Genomic DNA, 14,860 nt, shown 5'->3' with positions numbered 1-14,860 from the left:
TTAAGTCAAGGAAAAATGGGCAATAATTTTTTGACTCACTTCATCAGGTGACAAGTGGGTATTGTTGATTTTCAGCGAAGGAATCGTTGGGAAAAGGGTAGTTAATTCCTCTGGCAGGCTTTCTAAGCGATAGTTTTCATACGAAGACAAAAGCTCATTTCTAGAAAAAGCCAGCGCTCTTTTTGACGGCTTTGCGGCTAAACGGTCCTCATGGCAATTGCGCTTTAAACGTTCCTCAATATCAGCCACTAATTCGATAAAATAGACCTCTTGTCGGGCATCGGTAAATAGCTGGGCGATCTCTTGTAAAAAAGCTAAATCTCCCGCTTGATCGAAATCAATCAAGACCGTAAAGATGATTGATTTTGTCGTATTATTGGCTTCATTATGAACAAAGGCTTTGAAGAGTTCGATCCGCGTTTGATTAGACAAAGCAAATGCTGCTGGGCTATAGCCAAGAAAATTCGCAAAAAGATCAATGGTCTGGTGATTGAATAATAGTTTTGCATCCAATCGTTTTTCCAGTTCTTTCCCCACAGTCATTTTTCCTACCGCTTGCGCGCCAACCAAGACGATCAATGGCATCACAACACATCCTTTTTATCAATCGTAACAAAGGTGGGCTATCGTGTAAATCGGTTCTTAGAAAGAAACGATTGAGAAGCTGGAGTTTTTTATGTGGAAACCAAGGATGCTCTTTTTTAGGTAAAAAGGAATGAGCGAAATTTCTCCGAGACAGGAAAAAAGATCATACAGCATAGTAGCACGGTCTGGAACAACAAAATGACTAGTAGATTGATCGTTTCAAATCGTGAATAAAGATAGAAGTGGATCAGCCATTCGAAGACATTGACAAGGACTAAATAAAGGTAGTGCGCTTTTTTGACCTTGCAGTTTTTCAACCAATAATAGCTTAAGTAATAATCCAACAAGACCATCAGCAGTAGAAAAAGTTTACTGAAAGCCGTCAGATTGTCATGCTGGGAGGCGAGTTTTTGAAAAAACAACAAAAGTGTGGGAGTGGGAATATAAATGATCAATAGGGATAGAAAAAAATAGACAATAAAGGGCATAGGCATTCCTCCAAGATAGTGATAGAAAAAACATAGATAAATTAGCAAATTTGACCGTGCACGTCAATTGGTTTTGTTATCGAAATTTTCGATAATGGATGATTGGTATTGATTGAAGGAAAAAGGATCATAGGAAAGTCGATGGCTATTGATTCAGCAAAGCGCTGATAGCGAAGGAGTAATTAAGGGACAGGAAAAAAGAAATACTCCCTTTCCTTAATGGAAAAGGGAGTAGAGGGATTGATCCAACGGAAACATCTAACCCCATGTCTCATTGAGTTTATCCGCATAAAACAAAAGTGCCTGTCGGTAAGACTGGATGTCTGGATCGCTAGAGGTTTCGGCAAGCAGGGTCAATAATCGTTCAGCGGCTTGCTCATACTCGGCTAGATTAAACAGTGTCATGGCATAGAAGGTTTGCAAAGCATGATTTTTTGGAAACAGCTGCATCGCGTGTAAAAACACTTCTTCGGCTTTTTGATACTTGCCGAGGGCACGATAGGTGCTGCCTAGACCTAGGTAGGCATCTGGCAAGTCGTTTTCTGATAAACCTAACGCGATTGCTTGTTCATAATAAGGAATTGCCTGTTGTTCTTCCCCTAAAAGATCATAACTCCAAGCCGTTTGGTAGTGGACAAAGGCATCTTGGGGATTTTCGGCAGCTAATTGAATCAATTGTTCATTTGATTGTTGCAGCTTTTTTTCAGCCCGCAGTTGGATCGCAGCAGCTAGTCGTTCATTCATTGGTTCGAAGCTCCTTTTCAAATAGTAGAAAATGACACGGATAACTTGCGAGCCTAGCTAAGTGGAAAGATCAGCCCAGCTTTCACCTGCAAAGGAAAAACCGCATGCTTCATACAGCTTGTAGGCTGGCTGATTTTCAACCGTCACTACCAGATAAAGGTGAGTGAGTCCCATGGCTTTTGCTCGTTGGATCACTTCATTCATCATTAGTTTGGATAAGCCTTTGCCTTTAAAGGCTGCGCTCATAACAACAAATAATAGCAGGGGAAGCTCTTGAAACGTGCTGGTTACTACGGCACCGATAGGATAATTATCCATTTGCAACTGAAAAGAAAGCTCTGGACTCAAGGGACCGTATTTTCCGTCAGCAGTCTCTCTCAGCTCTCTTTGCCAGTCAGCAATCGATTCCCCTTCGTCATCCGTCGTTTCATGATAGGCCGAATAAAAAAGTTCTGCGACACTTCGAGAATCCGGGATAAAGGGGTCAAAAGAAAGGGCGGATTCTTGTAAAGCTTTGGGGGTATGTTGTAAGTCACAAGCCATAATGATTCGTTTCATAGAAGCACTCCTCTCTGCTCGTTTCATTTATTATAGCAGAGCAAAGCTTTCTCAAGATCGTTTTTTTCTAATGAAAGCCCAGATACAACGAATTCCTTCGTAGATTGCAGTAAAGACAGCAACCAGAAACAAAAACGACATGTAATGGATCAAAAAAGCCAGTTGAAACCACAAGCCATAGACCATCGGCAGGACGACGAGCAAACAAATTCCTAATTCGATGTTTCGCTTTCTTCTTATTTGAAACCAACGTTCATCTGACATCCTTTTTTCCTCCTGTTCATTCTTTACACACGCTCTCGGATAAATATCCATATTTTTATAAAATATTCAATATAGTTGCGATATTTTGATTAAAAACTAGAAAATTAGTTTATTTTTTGGTAATCTTGAAGATAAGATTAGAAATAGCTGTTGTTTTTTATTTTGACTTATTATCCCACGAAAGACAAGGTGAGCTCAATGGAAAGAAAACCGATGTATTTAAAAAATGGGCTTCCCCTAACAATGGAGCCCGGTAAGATTTATACATGCCTTTACCGAGGCGGTTATTTCATTTGTGAAGAAAAGGGCCAACCGCTGCCATCGATAAAAAGAGAAGCGAAATAAGCGAACTTCTCACTTAAGATTTGTCAGGGATCGAACGGGTTGTTGGAATTGTTATCTCCTTTTTGGTACCAATCAAATGATGTCTAGCATTTTCAAAAAATCTCAACGTTCTTCATTCAGACCATTCTAAGGCTTAAATTGATTTTGACCGATTTCAATTTAGTAAGAACAATCCGATCACTGACAAATGTTAGGTGAAAAGTCCCCAAGAGACTGAACGAATAGTAATGGTTATTCGGACAGCCAAGAGCAGTGGAATTACGAGCGAACATACAATAGTAGAAATCGTCTTTTTCTCATAAAAAACGATTCTACTTGAAGGAAACATTTTTTTTTGCTATAATAGTTCAGGAATTGAAAAATAAAATAGACAAAGGTTGAGCATTTTTTATGCTTCAAGGATCAGGTTTGCCAAGGGGTGAGGCAAACATTCTTGGAGGAATGCTGGCCTTTTTTTTGTTATCAGCATACTTCTTCGTGAGGTATGCTTTTTTTGTTTATTTTTCAGTTGAGAATATAAATCACTATGGGAGGGAAATCGATGAGAGAAGCTTTGACTCGTTTACGAGAAGCAGAAGAAGCCAATGAACAGCAATTGCTCGCTTTGAAAAAAGAACTGCAGTCGGAAGAAGCGCAGCAGCAACAAGCATTGCAAGAGCGGGCTTCCGCTTTGGAAGAAGCCCTTGCTCAGGAACAAGCAACAGTCGAAGACCAGTTGCAACAGTCACTAGAAGCACAAAAGCAGCAGCTGGCAAAAGAGACCCAGCAAGTGTTAGATCGTTACCAAAAAAATATGCAAAGCTTCCAAGAGCAAGCGGTTCAACAGATCGTTGAAGGAGTGATCGGAACTTATGGCAGTAACCAAACTAAATAAACTAACGTTGATCACCCCGAAGCACTACCAAGAAAGGGTATTGACGAAGCTGCAAACGATGCAGTTTGTTGAAATCGAGAACGTATTTGAGCAGGAAGCGAACGAAACTTGGCTACGGGAATTTTTTGCAGGAGCCACCCCAGAAGGTGCTTCTCACCAACCAATGATTCGTCGACTGCAAGAAGCAATCCGCTTTATTCGCCAAAATGGTGATGCGAAAAAAGGCATAGAATGGCAACGAGATGCCTTGCGGCTGTCGGACTTTGAAACAAGCTTCGATGAAGCAGCAGCATTGACGGAGCTGGTTGAAGTCGAGAAGTTGCAAGAGCGCTGGGTAGAGACGATCGAAGCGATCGAAGCAGCGACGCAGACGGAAGAATGGGCGACACAGTGGCAAAATCTTGACGTGCCGTTGGAGATCGAAGCACCTGCTCATACAAGTTTTTTTGCTGGGCGTGTCGAAGGCCCACGCTGGGAAGATCTAGCTGAAGCCTTGCGACAATTGGAAGAGGTTCATATCGAAGTGATCTATTCTGAGCCAAAAAAAGTCAATTTCAGCTGCCTATTTTTAGCAGCGATCGAAGAGCAAGTGTTCCAATTGTTTCACCGATATGGGGTGAAGAAAGAAACCGGTCTAACATCCGAATCACCAAAAGTGGTTTTGCAAAACGCGAAACAAGCGTTGACTTCCTTGACCCAGCAGCGCAAAGAACTGATTACAGAAATCAGTCAGCACAAACAACGGCTGATCCTGTTACAGCAAGCGGAAGAACTGTTTTTGACTCGTGAGAATCGGGCAATGATGCAACAGCGCTTAGCAGCTGGTCAGACCTTTGCCCTCTTGCGCGGCTGGATCGCAGAAAAGGATCAACCGTTAGTGGCGGAAATGGTCCAAGAATCCTTTGCCAACGAGATTTACTATTCGTTTGAAGAACCCACTTCAGAGGAGATCGCTGCTAATCAAGTGCCAACGAAGCTAAAAAACGCCTCGTTTATTCAACCCTTTGAAATGTTGACGGAGATGTATAGCCTGCCAAAATACGATGAGATCGATCCAACCCCATGGATGACGCCCTTTTACTATGTTTTCTTTGGTATGATGGTGGCTGACTTAGGTTATGGTGCATTAATGGCTGTAGCGACCACGATCGGGCTGCACGCCATGCGTTTGCCCAAAGGGACCAAACGGTTTCTGAAATTGTTCCAGATTTTGTCCGTGCCAACTATGATTTGGGGCGCAGTCTACGGCTCTTTCTTTGGCGCTACATTGCCCTTCCAACTTTTATCACCTTCCGAAGATTTTATGGCGATCTTTGGTCTATCCATGATTTTTGGTGGGATCCAACTGTTTACAGGCCTTTATTTAGCAGCCAAAGAACATATCCGCAAAAAGGATCTTTTAGGTGCAGTCAACGATGGCTTTGCGTGGCTAGGACTTTTGAGTGGTCTTTTAGTGGCAGCCGCAGGCAATCTTTTGATCGATGTCCCAGCACTAACAACCGTCGGCTTGATTTTAGCAGGCTTTAGTGCCTTATTGATCATCGTGGTACCGATTCTGAAAGGGAAAACCAAAGTGGGCGGCTTCTTTTTTGGGTTGTATGACTTGTACGGTGTGACCAGTTACATCGGCGACTTTGTCAGCTACAGCCGCTTGATGGCATTAGGGATCTCCGGTGGGAGTATCGCAGCAGCTTTCAACTTATTGGTGGGCTACTTGACGCCAGCCGCTCGTTTTTCTGTAGGCATTCTCTTATTGGTTGTTCTACAAGCTTTAAACATCTTTTTATCGTTACTGAGTGCATATGTGCATGCCGCACGTTTACAATATGTAGAGTTTTTCGGAAAATTTTTCACTGGTGGGGGGCGCCAATTTGAAACCTTCAAGCCAAGTGAGAAATACGTTGATTTTGATAAAGAAAATGGAGGAGACAATAAATGATTGATTACTTAATTAATAATAATGGTGGTATGGTGTTTGCAATTATCGGAATGGGGATCGCTACGATCTTTTCTGGGATCGGTTCAGCCAAAGGGGTGGGCCAAACTGGTGAAGCAGCGGCAGCCTTAACGACGAATCAGCCGGAGAAGTTTGGACAAGCCTTGATTTTACAATTACTTCCCGGAACGCAAGGGCTATACGGATTCGTTATTGCGTTTATGATCTATGGTAGCTTAAGTGGTGAAATGTCGACAGTGACTGGTATGGCGTATTTGATGGCCTCGCTGCCAGTTGCCTTTACTGGCTTATTCTCAGGAATGGCCCAAGGGAAGGTCGCTGCAGCTGGGATTCAAATTTTAGCGAAGAAACCAGAGCATTTCTTTAAAGGGGTCATGTTCTCAGTAATGGTTGAGATGTATGCCATCTTAGGTTTTGTTATTTCTTTCTTACTTTTAGGAACGATTTAAAGGGGGCGAAGATATGGACGCAATCGACAAAATGATTGCTGAACTAGACCAAGAAGCGCAGACAAAACGGGAACGTTTGGCTGCCGCTGAACGTGCTAGGATCAGTGAAACGATGGCACGTGACTGGGCGAAAAAAGAGTCGGACTTGCAGCTTCGTGCCCAGCAAGCAAAAAAGCAAGCCGAAAAACATTATCAGCAAGCCCTGAATCGCCAAGCAAGTGCCGCTAAGCAGCAGCAAATGGTGAAACAAAACGAATACCTGACACAACTTTTTGAGCAAGCGTATCAACAAATGGTTGCCTGGACGCCAGAAGAGCTGCAGTCATTTGCTGAAAATGTGCTGCAGCAGTTGCCGATCAGTGGGACGGTGACCTTCCACTCTGGTCCTGAGCAAGCAGCCCATCTAGATGCCGCTTGGCTTACGTCTTATCAATCAAAACTGCCGTATCAAATCAAAGCCGGCGCACCATTGACAGAAGCAGGCTTTTTGGTGGATGACAACGGCATTCAATACAATTTTACCTATCAGGTATTGCTTGATGAATACAAGAAAGAAACCCGAGAACGGTGGTTGCAGATCATACAACAAGGAGGTTGATCCATGAGGAATTATCATCAATTGAATCCAATCATTCGGCTGAAAGAGATGACGTTGCTAAAGCCGCAAGAAGTCGAACAAATGATTGCGGCAAAAGGGTTTGCTGAAGTCGAAGCTGTCTTGCAGCAGACCCATTATCAACGCTATTTGAAGCCAGATTTTCATGAACGATTCGAAACCTATCTCGATGAAGAATTGTTAAAGACGATCAAAGAATTGGCCGAGTTGGTTCCTGATCAAGAGATCCTCCGACTGTATATGATGCCTTTTACTTTCCATAATCTAAAAGTCTTGACCAAAGAGTCAGTCACTGGAAAAGATTATGATCATCTACTGATCGAAGATGGTTTTTACACGATCGATGAGTGTCGGACCGCCATCAAAACGGGAACCTCAGAGGTATTGCCTGAGAAAATCGTGACTACGATCCAAGAGGTGCGGGAGTACTTAGAAGGTGGCGCCGTGCTGCAAGGCATCGACATCATTTACGATCGCCGGTATTTACATGAACAACGGCGACTGGCAGATGAAATCAAGATCCCTGAGCTACAAGAAGCTGTCATCAAGATGATCGATCTGACCAATATAACGATTGCCGCTCGTTGTGTACTTCAAAAACGTTCGCGCAGTTTTATGGAGGCAGTCTTAGTGAGTGTCGGCAGTATCCCGAAAGAAGAATTTTTAGCGTTTGCGGATGCGTCCTATAGTGACTTTTTAGCCTTCTTATTAGAAAGTGATTACCAGGAAGTGTTACGGCCTTTGATTCATGAACAGGTGATCGACTTTGCTGGCTTGGCACTTTTACAAGACAATTTGATCACAGAAAGCTATGGCCAAGCCCAAACGGATGCTTTAGGACGACTGCCTTTACTGGCATTTTTGAATGCTAAGGTTTTGGAACTGCAAAATCTGCGTATCTTGCTAGTAGGCAAACGCAGTGGCTTTACGGAAGAACAACTCAGAGAAAGGATGCGGCACTATGACTCATAAAATCGGCGTAATCGGCGAGAAAGAATCCGTCATTCCTTTTCAACTATTTGGCTTTCAGGTCTGCTATGCCTCGGAAGAAAAAGAAGTGAAGCAGGCGCTGGCAAAATTAATGAAGAACAGTACGATCATCTACCTGACTGAAAAATGTGCCGAGCTGATTCCCGATGAATTAGCAAAAGTCCAACAAAAAATGACACCTGCAGTCATCTTGATTCCTGATTATGATGGTTCCCGAGGAATCGGCAAGCGAATGATTCAAGAAAATGTCGAAAAAGCAGTTGGACAAAACATACTATAGAGAGGAGCCGATGTTGTGGACAAAGGAACAATTATTAAAGTATCTGGTCCATTGGTGTTAGCCAAAAATATGGGCCATGCAAGTTTAGAAGATATCTGTTATGTAGGAGATTTAGGCGTGGTCGGTGAGATCATCGAAATGCGCGGCGACGTCGCTTCGATCCAAGTCTATGAAGAAACGTCTGGGATCGGACCTGGTGAACCAGTCGAAACCACCGGTGAACCGCTATCCGTCGAATTGGCGCCTGGGATCATGTCACAAATGTTTGATGGCATCCAACGTCCCTTAGAAACCTTCATGTCTGTCACCCAAAGCAACTTCTTGACGCGTGGGGTGCAATTGCCTGCGTTGGATCATGAGAAAAAGTGGCCCTTTGTACCGACAGTCGAAGTCGGCGAAGTAGTCAGTACCGGGATGGTCATCGGCACCGTGCAAGAAACACCGTTGATCAATCACAAGATCATGGTTCCTCATGGCGTTTCAGGAACAGTCAAGGCTGTTTATGCGGGGGAATTTACGATCGATGAAACGATTTATGTTTTAGATACACCCAAAGGAGAACGGTCTTTCACGATGCTGCAAAAATGGCCCGTTCGTCATAGCCGTCCAGTAAAGCAAAAACTGAATCCAGTCGAACCAATGATTACTGGCCAGCGAGTGATCGACACCTTCTTTCCAATCGCTAAGGGCGGGGCGTCAGCCGTTCCAGGACCTTTTGGTGCAGGGAAAACTGTCGTTCAGCACCAAATCGCCAAATGGGCGGATGTCGATCTGGTCGTCTATGTCGGCTGCGGCGAACGCGGCAATGAAATGACCGATGTAATGAACGAGTTTCCAGAGTTGATCGACCCTCGTAGTGGTGAATCTTTAATGGCGAGAACCGTGTTGATCGCTAACACCTCCAATATGCCGGTAGCCGCTCGGGAAGCGTCGATTTATACTGGGATCACGATTGCGGAATACTTCCGAGACATGGGGTATTCCGTGGCGATCATGGCGGATTCCACCTCACGTTGGGCAGAAGCACTGCGAGAAATGTCTGGTCGTCTGGAAGAAATGCCTGGGGATGAAGGGTATCCAGCTTACTTAGGCAGCCGCTTGGCAGAGTATTATGAGCGTTCTGGAAAAGCGATTTGCTTAGGTTCTGATCAAGAAGGCAGTATCACTGCCATCAGCGCCGTTTCACCATCAGGCGGCGATATTTCAGAACCAGTTACCCAAAATACGTTGCGGGTCGTAAAAGTCTTTTGGGGCTTAGATGCCACTTTAGCGCAAAAGCGTCATTTTCCATCGATCGATTGGTTGAAGAGCTATTCATTATACGAAAACGAATTGGGTGCCTTTTTGGACCAACAAATGCAAGTAGATTGGTCCAAACAAGTAACAGAAGCCATGCGGATGCTGCAAAAAGAATCTGAGTTGTCAGAGATCGTTCGACTTGTCGGCATCGACGCTTTGTCCGAAAAAGATCAGTTATTGCTGGAAACCACCAAATCATTGCGAGAAGATTTCTTGCAGCAAAACGCTTTTGACGACGTCGATACGTTTACCTCTCGTGAAAAGCAGTTCAAAATGCTGGAAACGATCTTGCTGCTCCACAAAGAAGCGGAAGATGCGTTGACACTAGGTGCGTATCTTTCAGAAATCTATGCAGGAACCGAAGAATTGCGAGATAAAGTGGCACGTATGAAGTACCTGCCTGAAGCAGAATTAGCAAAAATTCCTGCTTTGCATCAAGAGATCAAAGCAACGATGAAAGAAATTTTACAGAAAGGAGACCGCACTGATGATCAAGGAATATAAAACGATTGGAGAAGTCGTCGGACCATTGATGGCCGTCGATCGCGTCTCCGGTGTCAAATACGAAGAGTTGATCGAAGTCCGCATGCAAAACGGCGAAACGCGGCAAGGACAAGTACTTGAGATCCAAGAAGACAAAGCGTTGGTCCAAATTTTTGAAGGAACCGGCGGGATCAATTTGCGGGAATCTGCGGTCCGCTTTTTAGGACATCCTTTGGAATTAGGCGTTTCCGAGCAAATGATCGGGCGAGTCTTTGACGGCTTAGGTCGGGTCAAAGATGGCGGAGTAGAGATCGTCCCAGAAAAATTTATGGACATCAACGGCGAAGTGATCAATCCAGCAGCACGGGATTATCCTGATGAGTTTATTCAAACGGGGATCTCATCGATCGACCACTTGAATACGCTCGTTCGGGGACAAAAGCTACCGATTTTTTCTGGTTCTGGTCTGCCTCATAAAGAATTGGCTTCGCAAATTGCGCGTCAAGCACAAGTGCTGAATTCAGAAGACGATTTCGCTGTTGTGTTTGCTGGCATCGGGATCACCTTTGAAGAAGCAGAATATTTCATGGAAGATTTTCGTCAAACTGTCGCCATCGACCATTCTGTCGTCTTTATGAATCTAGCCAATGATCCAGCGATCGAGCGGATCGCTACTCCCCGAATGGCACTGACGGCAGCCGAATACTTGGCTTATGAAAAGGGCATGCATGTCTTGGTGATCATGACGGATATGACCAACTACTGTGAAGCTTTGCGGGAGATCTCCTCTGCTCGTCGTGAAGTGCCAGGACGTCGCGGCTATCCTGGGTATCTATATACCAATCTATCCACGTTATATGAACGTGCTGGACGGATTCGCGGCTTGAAAGGTTCAGTGACCCAGCTGCCGATTTTGACCATGCCAGAAGATGACAAAACCCATCCGATTCCCGATTTGACCGGCTATATCACCGAAGGACAAATCATCTTGTCTCGTGATTTGTATAAAAACGGCATCCAGCCGCCCATCGATGTCTTGCCGTCATTGTCACGGTTAAAAGATAAAGGGACCGGCGAAGGCAAGACACGTAAAGACCATGCCGCAACGATGAACCAGTTGTTTTCTGCGTATGCTCAAGGAAAGCAAGCCAAGGAATTGGCAGTCGTTTTAGGAGAATCGGCATTGTCGGAAGTAGATAAAACCTATGCCAAATTTGCGGAACGCTTCGAAAATGAATACTTGAACCAAGGGTACCGCACTAACCGTTCGATTATCGAAACCTTGGAATTAGGGTGGGACTTGTTGGCGATGCTGCCAAAAGTCGAACTGAAGCGGATCAGCGATGCCTTACTGGCGGAATACTTACCGGGAGAGGAGAACAATGGCGCAAAAAACCGTTAATCCAACCCGCATGGAGTTGTCGCGCCTCAGCAAACAATTGGCGACAGCCAAACGCGGACATAAATTATTAAAAGACAAACAAGACGAACTCATGCGTCAATTTATTGAATTGATCAAAAAGAATGACCACTTGCGTAAAGAAGTAGAAGAACAATTGCAGCGTGCCATGAAGGCATTTCGCTTAGCCAATGCCACGATCAATGAAAAATACATTGAAGAAATGTTTATTTTACCAGCAACTGAGGTCTCCCTTGAGTTATCCACGAAAAATATCATGAGTGTGGAAGTGCCAGTGATGCATTTTGATTATGACGATACGGTGATGCAAGCGCCGATCGAATATGGCTTTTTGAATTCCAATGTTCCGTTAGATAATGCGGTCGCCCGTTTTACCGACGCCATGCCGAAGCTGTTGGAGCTAACGGAAATCGAAAAGACCTGTCAATTGATGGCAGGGGAAATCGAACGTACTCGCCGACGCGTCAATGCCCTAGAATATTTGACGATTCCCGAGCTGGAAGAAGCCATTTATGGAATCAAAATGCGGCTGGAAGAAAATGAACGAGCAAACGTAACAAGAATGATCAAAGTGAAGAATAAATCAAAATAAAATGGTATGATAAGTGAAAAACAACTGCAATAAACTAGGATTACCAAGCCATTGGTTTTTGCAAAAGGTCAAAGGAAATGAAAATGAAAAAAAGAAATCGTTTGAAAAAAAAGCTGGCATCGCAACGCTTTTTGATTCCGCAGATCGTCACACTGGTCTTCGTTTTGTTGATATTGGCAGGAACTGGCTTACTGATGCTGCCGGCTGTCACCCAAAGTGGTGAAGGTACCAACTTTTTAGATGCACTGTTTACTGCCACATCGGCTGTTTGCGTGACGGGTCTTTCGACCTTGACAGTAGCCGACCATTACAATCTCTGGGGCCAAGGGGTCTTGCTGATGTTGATTGAGATCGGTGGGATCGGCTTCATGTCGATTCCCGTCTTCTTTTACATCTTGGCGAGAAAAAGAGTCCATCTTAGTACCAGGATGATTTTGCGGGAATCATTGAATCTGGATCGGATGTCTGGAGAGATCCATTTGGCATGGTACCTGATTCGGATCGCCTTTTTGATCCAAGTCAGCGGGATTATCTTGCTGGCTTTTGCATTCGTGCCCCGTTTTGGTTGGGAGCAAGGCCTTTGGTACAGTGTTTTTCATGCGATCTCGGCCTTTTGTAATGCTGGGTTTGATTTGTTCGGAAACAGCATGGTAGGGTTTCAAAATGACCCGTTTGTGCTGGGGATTATCAGTTTCTTGATCATTGCCGGCGGTCTTGGGTTTCTCGTTTGGTTCGATCTCCTGCATACGGCGTCCAAAAAACGGTCCCTGCATAGCCGCTTGGCATGGATCGCTATGATCGTTTTGGTGGTTTTTGGAACGGCAGGGTTCTTTTTGACCGAAGCCAATTCACAGTTGATCACGGGTGACTCGGTCATCGAACGTTTTTTCCAATACCTCTTCTTAGCGGTCACCCCAAGAACCGCGGGATTTTTCAGTATTGATTACGGACAAATGAGTCAAGCAGGCTTGATGCTGACGATGATTTTAATGTATATCGGCGGGACCTCGGGATCAACGGCTGGGGGATTGAAGACAACGACGTTTGCAGTCTTGATCATCAAGATCCGCAGTTTATTGAAAGGGCGCAGTCGAGCGGAAGTGTTCGGTCGCACGATCAAAGAATCTGCTGTATCGCGTGCCTTTACGTTGTTCTTCCTTACCTTGACGTTATGCTTCGTAGCGATTTTCTTATTGTCGATCACTGAGCGTATGCCACAAAACCCAAACTTTGGATTACCAACCATTGCCTTTGAAGTTTTTTCCGCTTTTGGAACCGTGGGGTTGACCATGGGGTTGACGCCTTACTTGTCGGTTTTTGGCAAACTATTGATCATTTTTTTGATGTTCATTGGTCGAGTTGGCATCATGACCGTTGCTTTTTCACTGATGAAAAAAGCCAACAAACAAGAAGCCGGCTACAAATATCCTGATGAAACCGTGATGATCGGGTAACGAAACAGGGAAACGAAGCACGCTTCGTTTCCCTGTTTTTCGTTTATTGAAGTACTTCTAACATCACATCTCGTTGGTCATCGCTGACATTCCCCGCATAATTTGGTGTGATTAAAGATAGACCACCCTCTTTATTTGTAAATAGGTACAGGTTTTGGTTAAAATCAGGATTTCCATTGGAAGTGATCCCTTTCGAAAAGGTCAACTGAGTGTTCACTTTTACTGTGCGAATCTCATTGTTTTTCGCAGAAAACACGCGAATCTCTTTTGTTGCGATCGTATCGACTTGTGCTTCATAGCTTGCGCTGTCGCCGATCGAAATGATCAATGGGCTCGTATTTTGAATCGTGACAGCATCTGGTACATTGACGCCATGGAAATAAAAAGTCAGTGAAGGGCCATATTGGGAAAGATCAACGGCATATGGAAACTCATTGGTGGATACTGAGCTTGCTGTTGTTTGCGTTGCGTCAGAGTGATCCGTCGATTGCTGGCTTGTGGTTGAAGTTTTTGAAGTGGAGCTTGACGCTAAGGAGCTGCTTTCAGTCGTTTGCGCCGTCGTGCTTTGTTTGCTTTCAGTAGACACACGACTCTGACTTAGCTCGCTTGTTGATTGCGCGGTATCTTTTTCGTTGTTACAGCCTGTCAAAAGCCCCAAACTGACGAGCGTCAGTGTGCCAATCAAAGAAAATGTTTTTTTCATTGTTTACTTCATCCTTTCCTTAGAATACTAAAGCATCTAAAACAAGCAAACTATTGTGTCGGAATGCACAATTTTGCTGACATAGCGTTTAAATATTCTTTAATGTTAAAGATATTGTAATCCAGAACACTGAAAAAGAATAGGAAGTTTTTGCTGAATTTTTCGTCAATTCTATCATAAAATATTCATTAACGTCCGCAGCAGCTGGCTAGTTTTGTATAATAAAGTTTCAGCCATAGTGGCGAAGCTTTCTGGCGGCTTGCGTAACGCAGGGATCTAGATTAAAATACCTTGGTATAAGAGAATGGGGTGGTGAAGAGGATGGAAAAAGAACGGATGGGCCAATGGTTAGCCTTCACGAATCAGCATCAAGCGATCGAAGCTCGCTTGGAACAAGCCCTCAAAGCAGAAAGCAATCTGTCTTTGAATGAGTATTACGTGCTTTATTACTTAGAAAAGACCCCCAATCATAGCATGCGCCTCAACGATTTGATCGCCCATTTTGATTTGAGTCAAAGTGCGATGTCACGCATGATCATGCGCATGGAAGACAACCTGTGTGGTGTGATCGAACGGCATTCTTGTCAAGAGGATAAGCGGGGGATCTATATTGATTTGACCCAATCAGGGGAAAAGAAACTGCAGCGCTCAAAAGTCGTTTTTGAAAAAGTCTTAGAGGAAATGCTAGACTAAAGATGTTTTCACTTGTTTTCTCCTTGATTCTTTTGTAATATAGATGCATGTGCATGTATATTTTGG

Annotated in this window: 17 protein-coding genes and 1 other annotated feature; of the genes, 11 read left to right on the top strand and 6 right to left on the bottom strand. The window is 44.2% G+C overall.

The annotated features are described in order from the left end of the window. From A5877_RS03345 to A5877_RS03325, 5 genes are all read right to left on the bottom strand, one after another. Complete coding sequence (locus tag A5877_RS03345; protein WP_086316378.1) at nucleotides 1–585, bottom strand: AAA family ATPase; 585 nt, start codon at nucleotides 583–585, stop codon at nucleotides 1–3. A gap of 116 nt (nucleotides 586–701) precedes the next feature. Beyond that, complete coding sequence (locus A5877_RS03340) at nucleotides 702–1,073, bottom strand: hypothetical protein (protein WP_005234865.1); 372 nt, start codon at nucleotides 1,071–1,073, stop codon at nucleotides 702–704. Between the two features lie 258 nt (nucleotides 1,074–1,331). Beyond that, nucleotides 1,332–1,817, bottom strand: coding sequence for a tetratricopeptide repeat protein (locus A5877_RS03335; RefSeq protein WP_086316377.1), 486 nt, complete (start codon nucleotides 1,815–1,817; stop codon nucleotides 1,332–1,334). 57 nt (nucleotides 1,818–1,874) lie between these two features. Continuing rightward, nucleotides 1,875–2,402: a GNAT family N-acetyltransferase gene (locus tag A5877_RS03330; RefSeq protein WP_086316376.1), complete on the bottom strand. Its 528-nt coding sequence runs from the start codon at nucleotides 2,400–2,402 to the stop codon at nucleotides 1,875–1,877. A 24-nt stretch (nucleotides 2,403–2,426) separates the two neighbouring features. Further along, nucleotides 2,427–2,639 carry a hypothetical protein gene (locus A5877_RS03325; protein WP_008378885.1) on the bottom strand — a complete coding sequence of 71 codons (213 nt, stop codon included), beginning with the start codon at nucleotides 2,637–2,639 and terminating at the stop codon, nucleotides 2,427–2,429. Nucleotides 2,640–3,359: 720 nt separating this feature from the next. Continuing rightward, nucleotides 3,360–3,413: a sequence feature (sodium ion sensor (DUF1646 type); this cis-regulatory element may regulate processes involved in with the transportation of sodium ions), on the top strand. Between the two features lie 112 nt (nucleotides 3,414–3,525). Between A5877_RS03325 and A5877_RS03320 the strand changes: the two genes are divergently transcribed. The 10 genes from A5877_RS03320 (at nucleotide 3,526) to A5877_RS03275 (ending at nucleotide 13,398) form a co-directional block, all read left to right on the top strand. Then, nucleotides 3,526–3,858 (top strand): hypothetical protein, encoded by a 333-nt coding sequence (locus A5877_RS03320; RefSeq protein WP_008378883.1) that lies wholly within the window; start codon nucleotides 3,526–3,528, stop codon nucleotides 3,856–3,858. Then, nucleotides 3,836–5,797, top strand: a complete 1,962-nt coding sequence (locus A5877_RS03315) for a V-type ATP synthase subunit I (protein ID WP_086316375.1) — start codon at nucleotides 3,836–3,838, stop codon at nucleotides 5,795–5,797. The genes A5877_RS03320 and A5877_RS03315 overlap by 23 nt, the downstream gene beginning before the upstream one ends. Then, the gene (locus A5877_RS03310) at nucleotides 5,794–6,264 is read left to right on the top strand and encodes a V-type ATP synthase subunit K (RefSeq protein ID WP_005225567.1); all 471 of its coding nucleotides are present in this window, start codon (nucleotides 5,794–5,796) and stop codon (nucleotides 6,262–6,264) included. Before A5877_RS03315 ends, A5877_RS03310 begins: the two co-directional genes overlap by 4 nt. A 13-nt stretch (nucleotides 6,265–6,277) precedes the next feature. Beyond that, complete coding sequence (locus tag A5877_RS03305) at nucleotides 6,278–6,862, top strand: hypothetical protein (RefSeq protein WP_086316374.1); 585 nt, start codon at nucleotides 6,278–6,280, stop codon at nucleotides 6,860–6,862. A 3-nt stretch (nucleotides 6,863–6,865) separates the two neighbouring features. Further along, entirely contained in the window at nucleotides 6,866–7,852 is a 987-nt protein-coding gene (locus A5877_RS03300) for a V-type ATPase subunit (RefSeq protein WP_086316373.1), read from the top strand. Continuing rightward, nucleotides 7,842–8,150: a V-type ATP synthase subunit F gene (locus A5877_RS03295; protein WP_005225570.1), complete on the top strand. Its 309-nt coding sequence runs from the start codon at nucleotides 7,842–7,844 to the stop codon at nucleotides 8,148–8,150. Before A5877_RS03300 ends, A5877_RS03295 begins: the two co-directional genes overlap by 11 nt. A gap of 15 nt (nucleotides 8,151–8,165) precedes the next feature. Next, on the top strand, nucleotides 8,166–9,953 hold the full coding sequence (locus A5877_RS03290; protein ID WP_086316372.1) for a V-type ATP synthase subunit A: 1,788 nt from the start codon (nucleotides 8,166–8,168) through the stop codon (nucleotides 9,951–9,953). Next, on the top strand, nucleotides 9,937–11,334 hold the full coding sequence (locus tag A5877_RS03285; RefSeq protein ID WP_086316371.1) for a V-type ATP synthase subunit B: 1,398 nt from the start codon (nucleotides 9,937–9,939) through the stop codon (nucleotides 11,332–11,334). The genes A5877_RS03290 and A5877_RS03285 overlap by 17 nt, the downstream gene beginning before the upstream one ends. Beyond that, the gene (locus tag A5877_RS03280) at nucleotides 11,315–11,944 is read left to right on the top strand and encodes a V-type ATP synthase subunit D (protein ID WP_008378868.1); all 630 of its coding nucleotides are present in this window, start codon (nucleotides 11,315–11,317) and stop codon (nucleotides 11,942–11,944) included. The genes A5877_RS03285 and A5877_RS03280 overlap by 20 nt, the downstream gene beginning before the upstream one ends. A 77-nt stretch (nucleotides 11,945–12,021) precedes the next feature. Next, nucleotides 12,022–13,398: a TrkH family potassium uptake protein gene (locus A5877_RS03275; protein WP_016613536.1), complete on the top strand. Its 1,377-nt coding sequence runs from the start codon at nucleotides 12,022–12,024 to the stop codon at nucleotides 13,396–13,398. A 43-nt stretch (nucleotides 13,399–13,441) separates the two neighbouring features. On the opposite strand, the gene A5877_RS03270 is transcribed toward A5877_RS03275, so the two are convergent. Continuing rightward, entirely contained in the window at nucleotides 13,442–14,101 is a 660-nt protein-coding gene (locus A5877_RS03270; protein ID WP_086316370.1) for a hypothetical protein, read from the bottom strand. 321 nt (nucleotides 14,102–14,422) lie between these two features. Between A5877_RS03270 and A5877_RS03265 the strand changes: the two genes are divergently transcribed. Next, nucleotides 14,423–14,794: a MarR family winged helix-turn-helix transcriptional regulator gene (locus A5877_RS03265; RefSeq protein WP_016613534.1), complete on the top strand. Its 372-nt coding sequence runs from the start codon at nucleotides 14,423–14,425 to the stop codon at nucleotides 14,792–14,794. Nucleotides 14,795–14,860: the final 66 nt, after the last annotated feature.

The sequence above is a fragment of the Enterococcus sp. 3C7_DIV0644 genome (assembly GCF_002141235.1).
Classification (GTDB): Bacteria; Bacillota; Bacilli; order Lactobacillales; family Enterococcaceae; genus Enterococcus_D; species Enterococcus_D entomosocium.
Note: the sequence above shows the minus strand (reverse complement) of the source record. Positions and strands in the feature narration are given on the sequence as shown.

Excerpts from the sequence above, each read along its gene's own strand:
- A5877_RS03340 (WP_005234865.1), bottom strand. The coding sequence starts at position 1,073 with ATGCCCTTTATTGTCTATTTTTTTCTATCCCTATTGATCATTTATATT.
- A5877_RS03280 (WP_008378868.1), top strand. The coding sequence starts at position 11,315 with ATGGCGCAAAAAACCGTTAATCCAACCCGCATGGAGTTGTCGCGCCTC.
- A5877_RS03320 (WP_008378883.1), top strand. The coding sequence starts at position 3,526 with ATGAGAGAAGCTTTGACTCGTTTACGAGAAGCAGAAGAAGCCAATGAA.
- A5877_RS03325 (WP_008378885.1), bottom strand. The coding sequence starts at position 2,639 with ATGTCAGATGAACGTTGGTTTCAAATAAGAAGAAAGCGAAACATCGAA.
- A5877_RS03265 (WP_016613534.1), top strand. The coding sequence starts at position 14,423 with ATGGAAAAAGAACGGATGGGCCAATGGTTAGCCTTCACGAATCAGCAT.
- A5877_RS03335 (WP_086316377.1), bottom strand. The coding sequence starts at position 1,817 with ATGAATGAACGACTAGCTGCTGCGATCCAACTGCGGGCTGAAAAAAAG.
- A5877_RS03310 (WP_005225567.1), top strand. The coding sequence starts at position 5,794 with ATGATTGATTACTTAATTAATAATAATGGTGGTATGGTGTTTGCAATT.
- A5877_RS03345 (WP_086316378.1), bottom strand. The coding sequence starts at position 585 with ATGCCATTGATCGTCTTGGTTGGCGCGCAAGCGGTAGGAAAAATGACT.
- A5877_RS03285 (WP_086316371.1), top strand. The coding sequence starts at position 9,937 with ATGATCAAGGAATATAAAACGATTGGAGAAGTCGTCGGACCATTGATG.
- A5877_RS03330 (WP_086316376.1), bottom strand. The coding sequence starts at position 2,402 with ATGAAACGAGCAGAGAGGAGTGCTTCTATGAAACGAATCATTATGGCT.
- A5877_RS03270 (WP_086316370.1), bottom strand. The coding sequence starts at position 14,101 with ATGAAAAAAACATTTTCTTTGATTGGCACACTGACGCTCGTCAGTTTG.
- A5877_RS03305 (WP_086316374.1), top strand. The coding sequence starts at position 6,278 with ATGGACGCAATCGACAAAATGATTGCTGAACTAGACCAAGAAGCGCAG.
- A5877_RS03295 (WP_005225570.1), top strand. The coding sequence starts at position 7,842 with ATGACTCATAAAATCGGCGTAATCGGCGAGAAAGAATCCGTCATTCCT.
- A5877_RS03300 (WP_086316373.1), top strand. The coding sequence starts at position 6,866 with ATGAGGAATTATCATCAATTGAATCCAATCATTCGGCTGAAAGAGATG.
- A5877_RS03315 (WP_086316375.1), top strand. The coding sequence starts at position 3,836 with ATGGCAGTAACCAAACTAAATAAACTAACGTTGATCACCCCGAAGCAC.
- A5877_RS03275 (WP_016613536.1), top strand. The coding sequence starts at position 12,022 with ATGAAAATGAAAAAAAGAAATCGTTTGAAAAAAAAGCTGGCATCGCAA.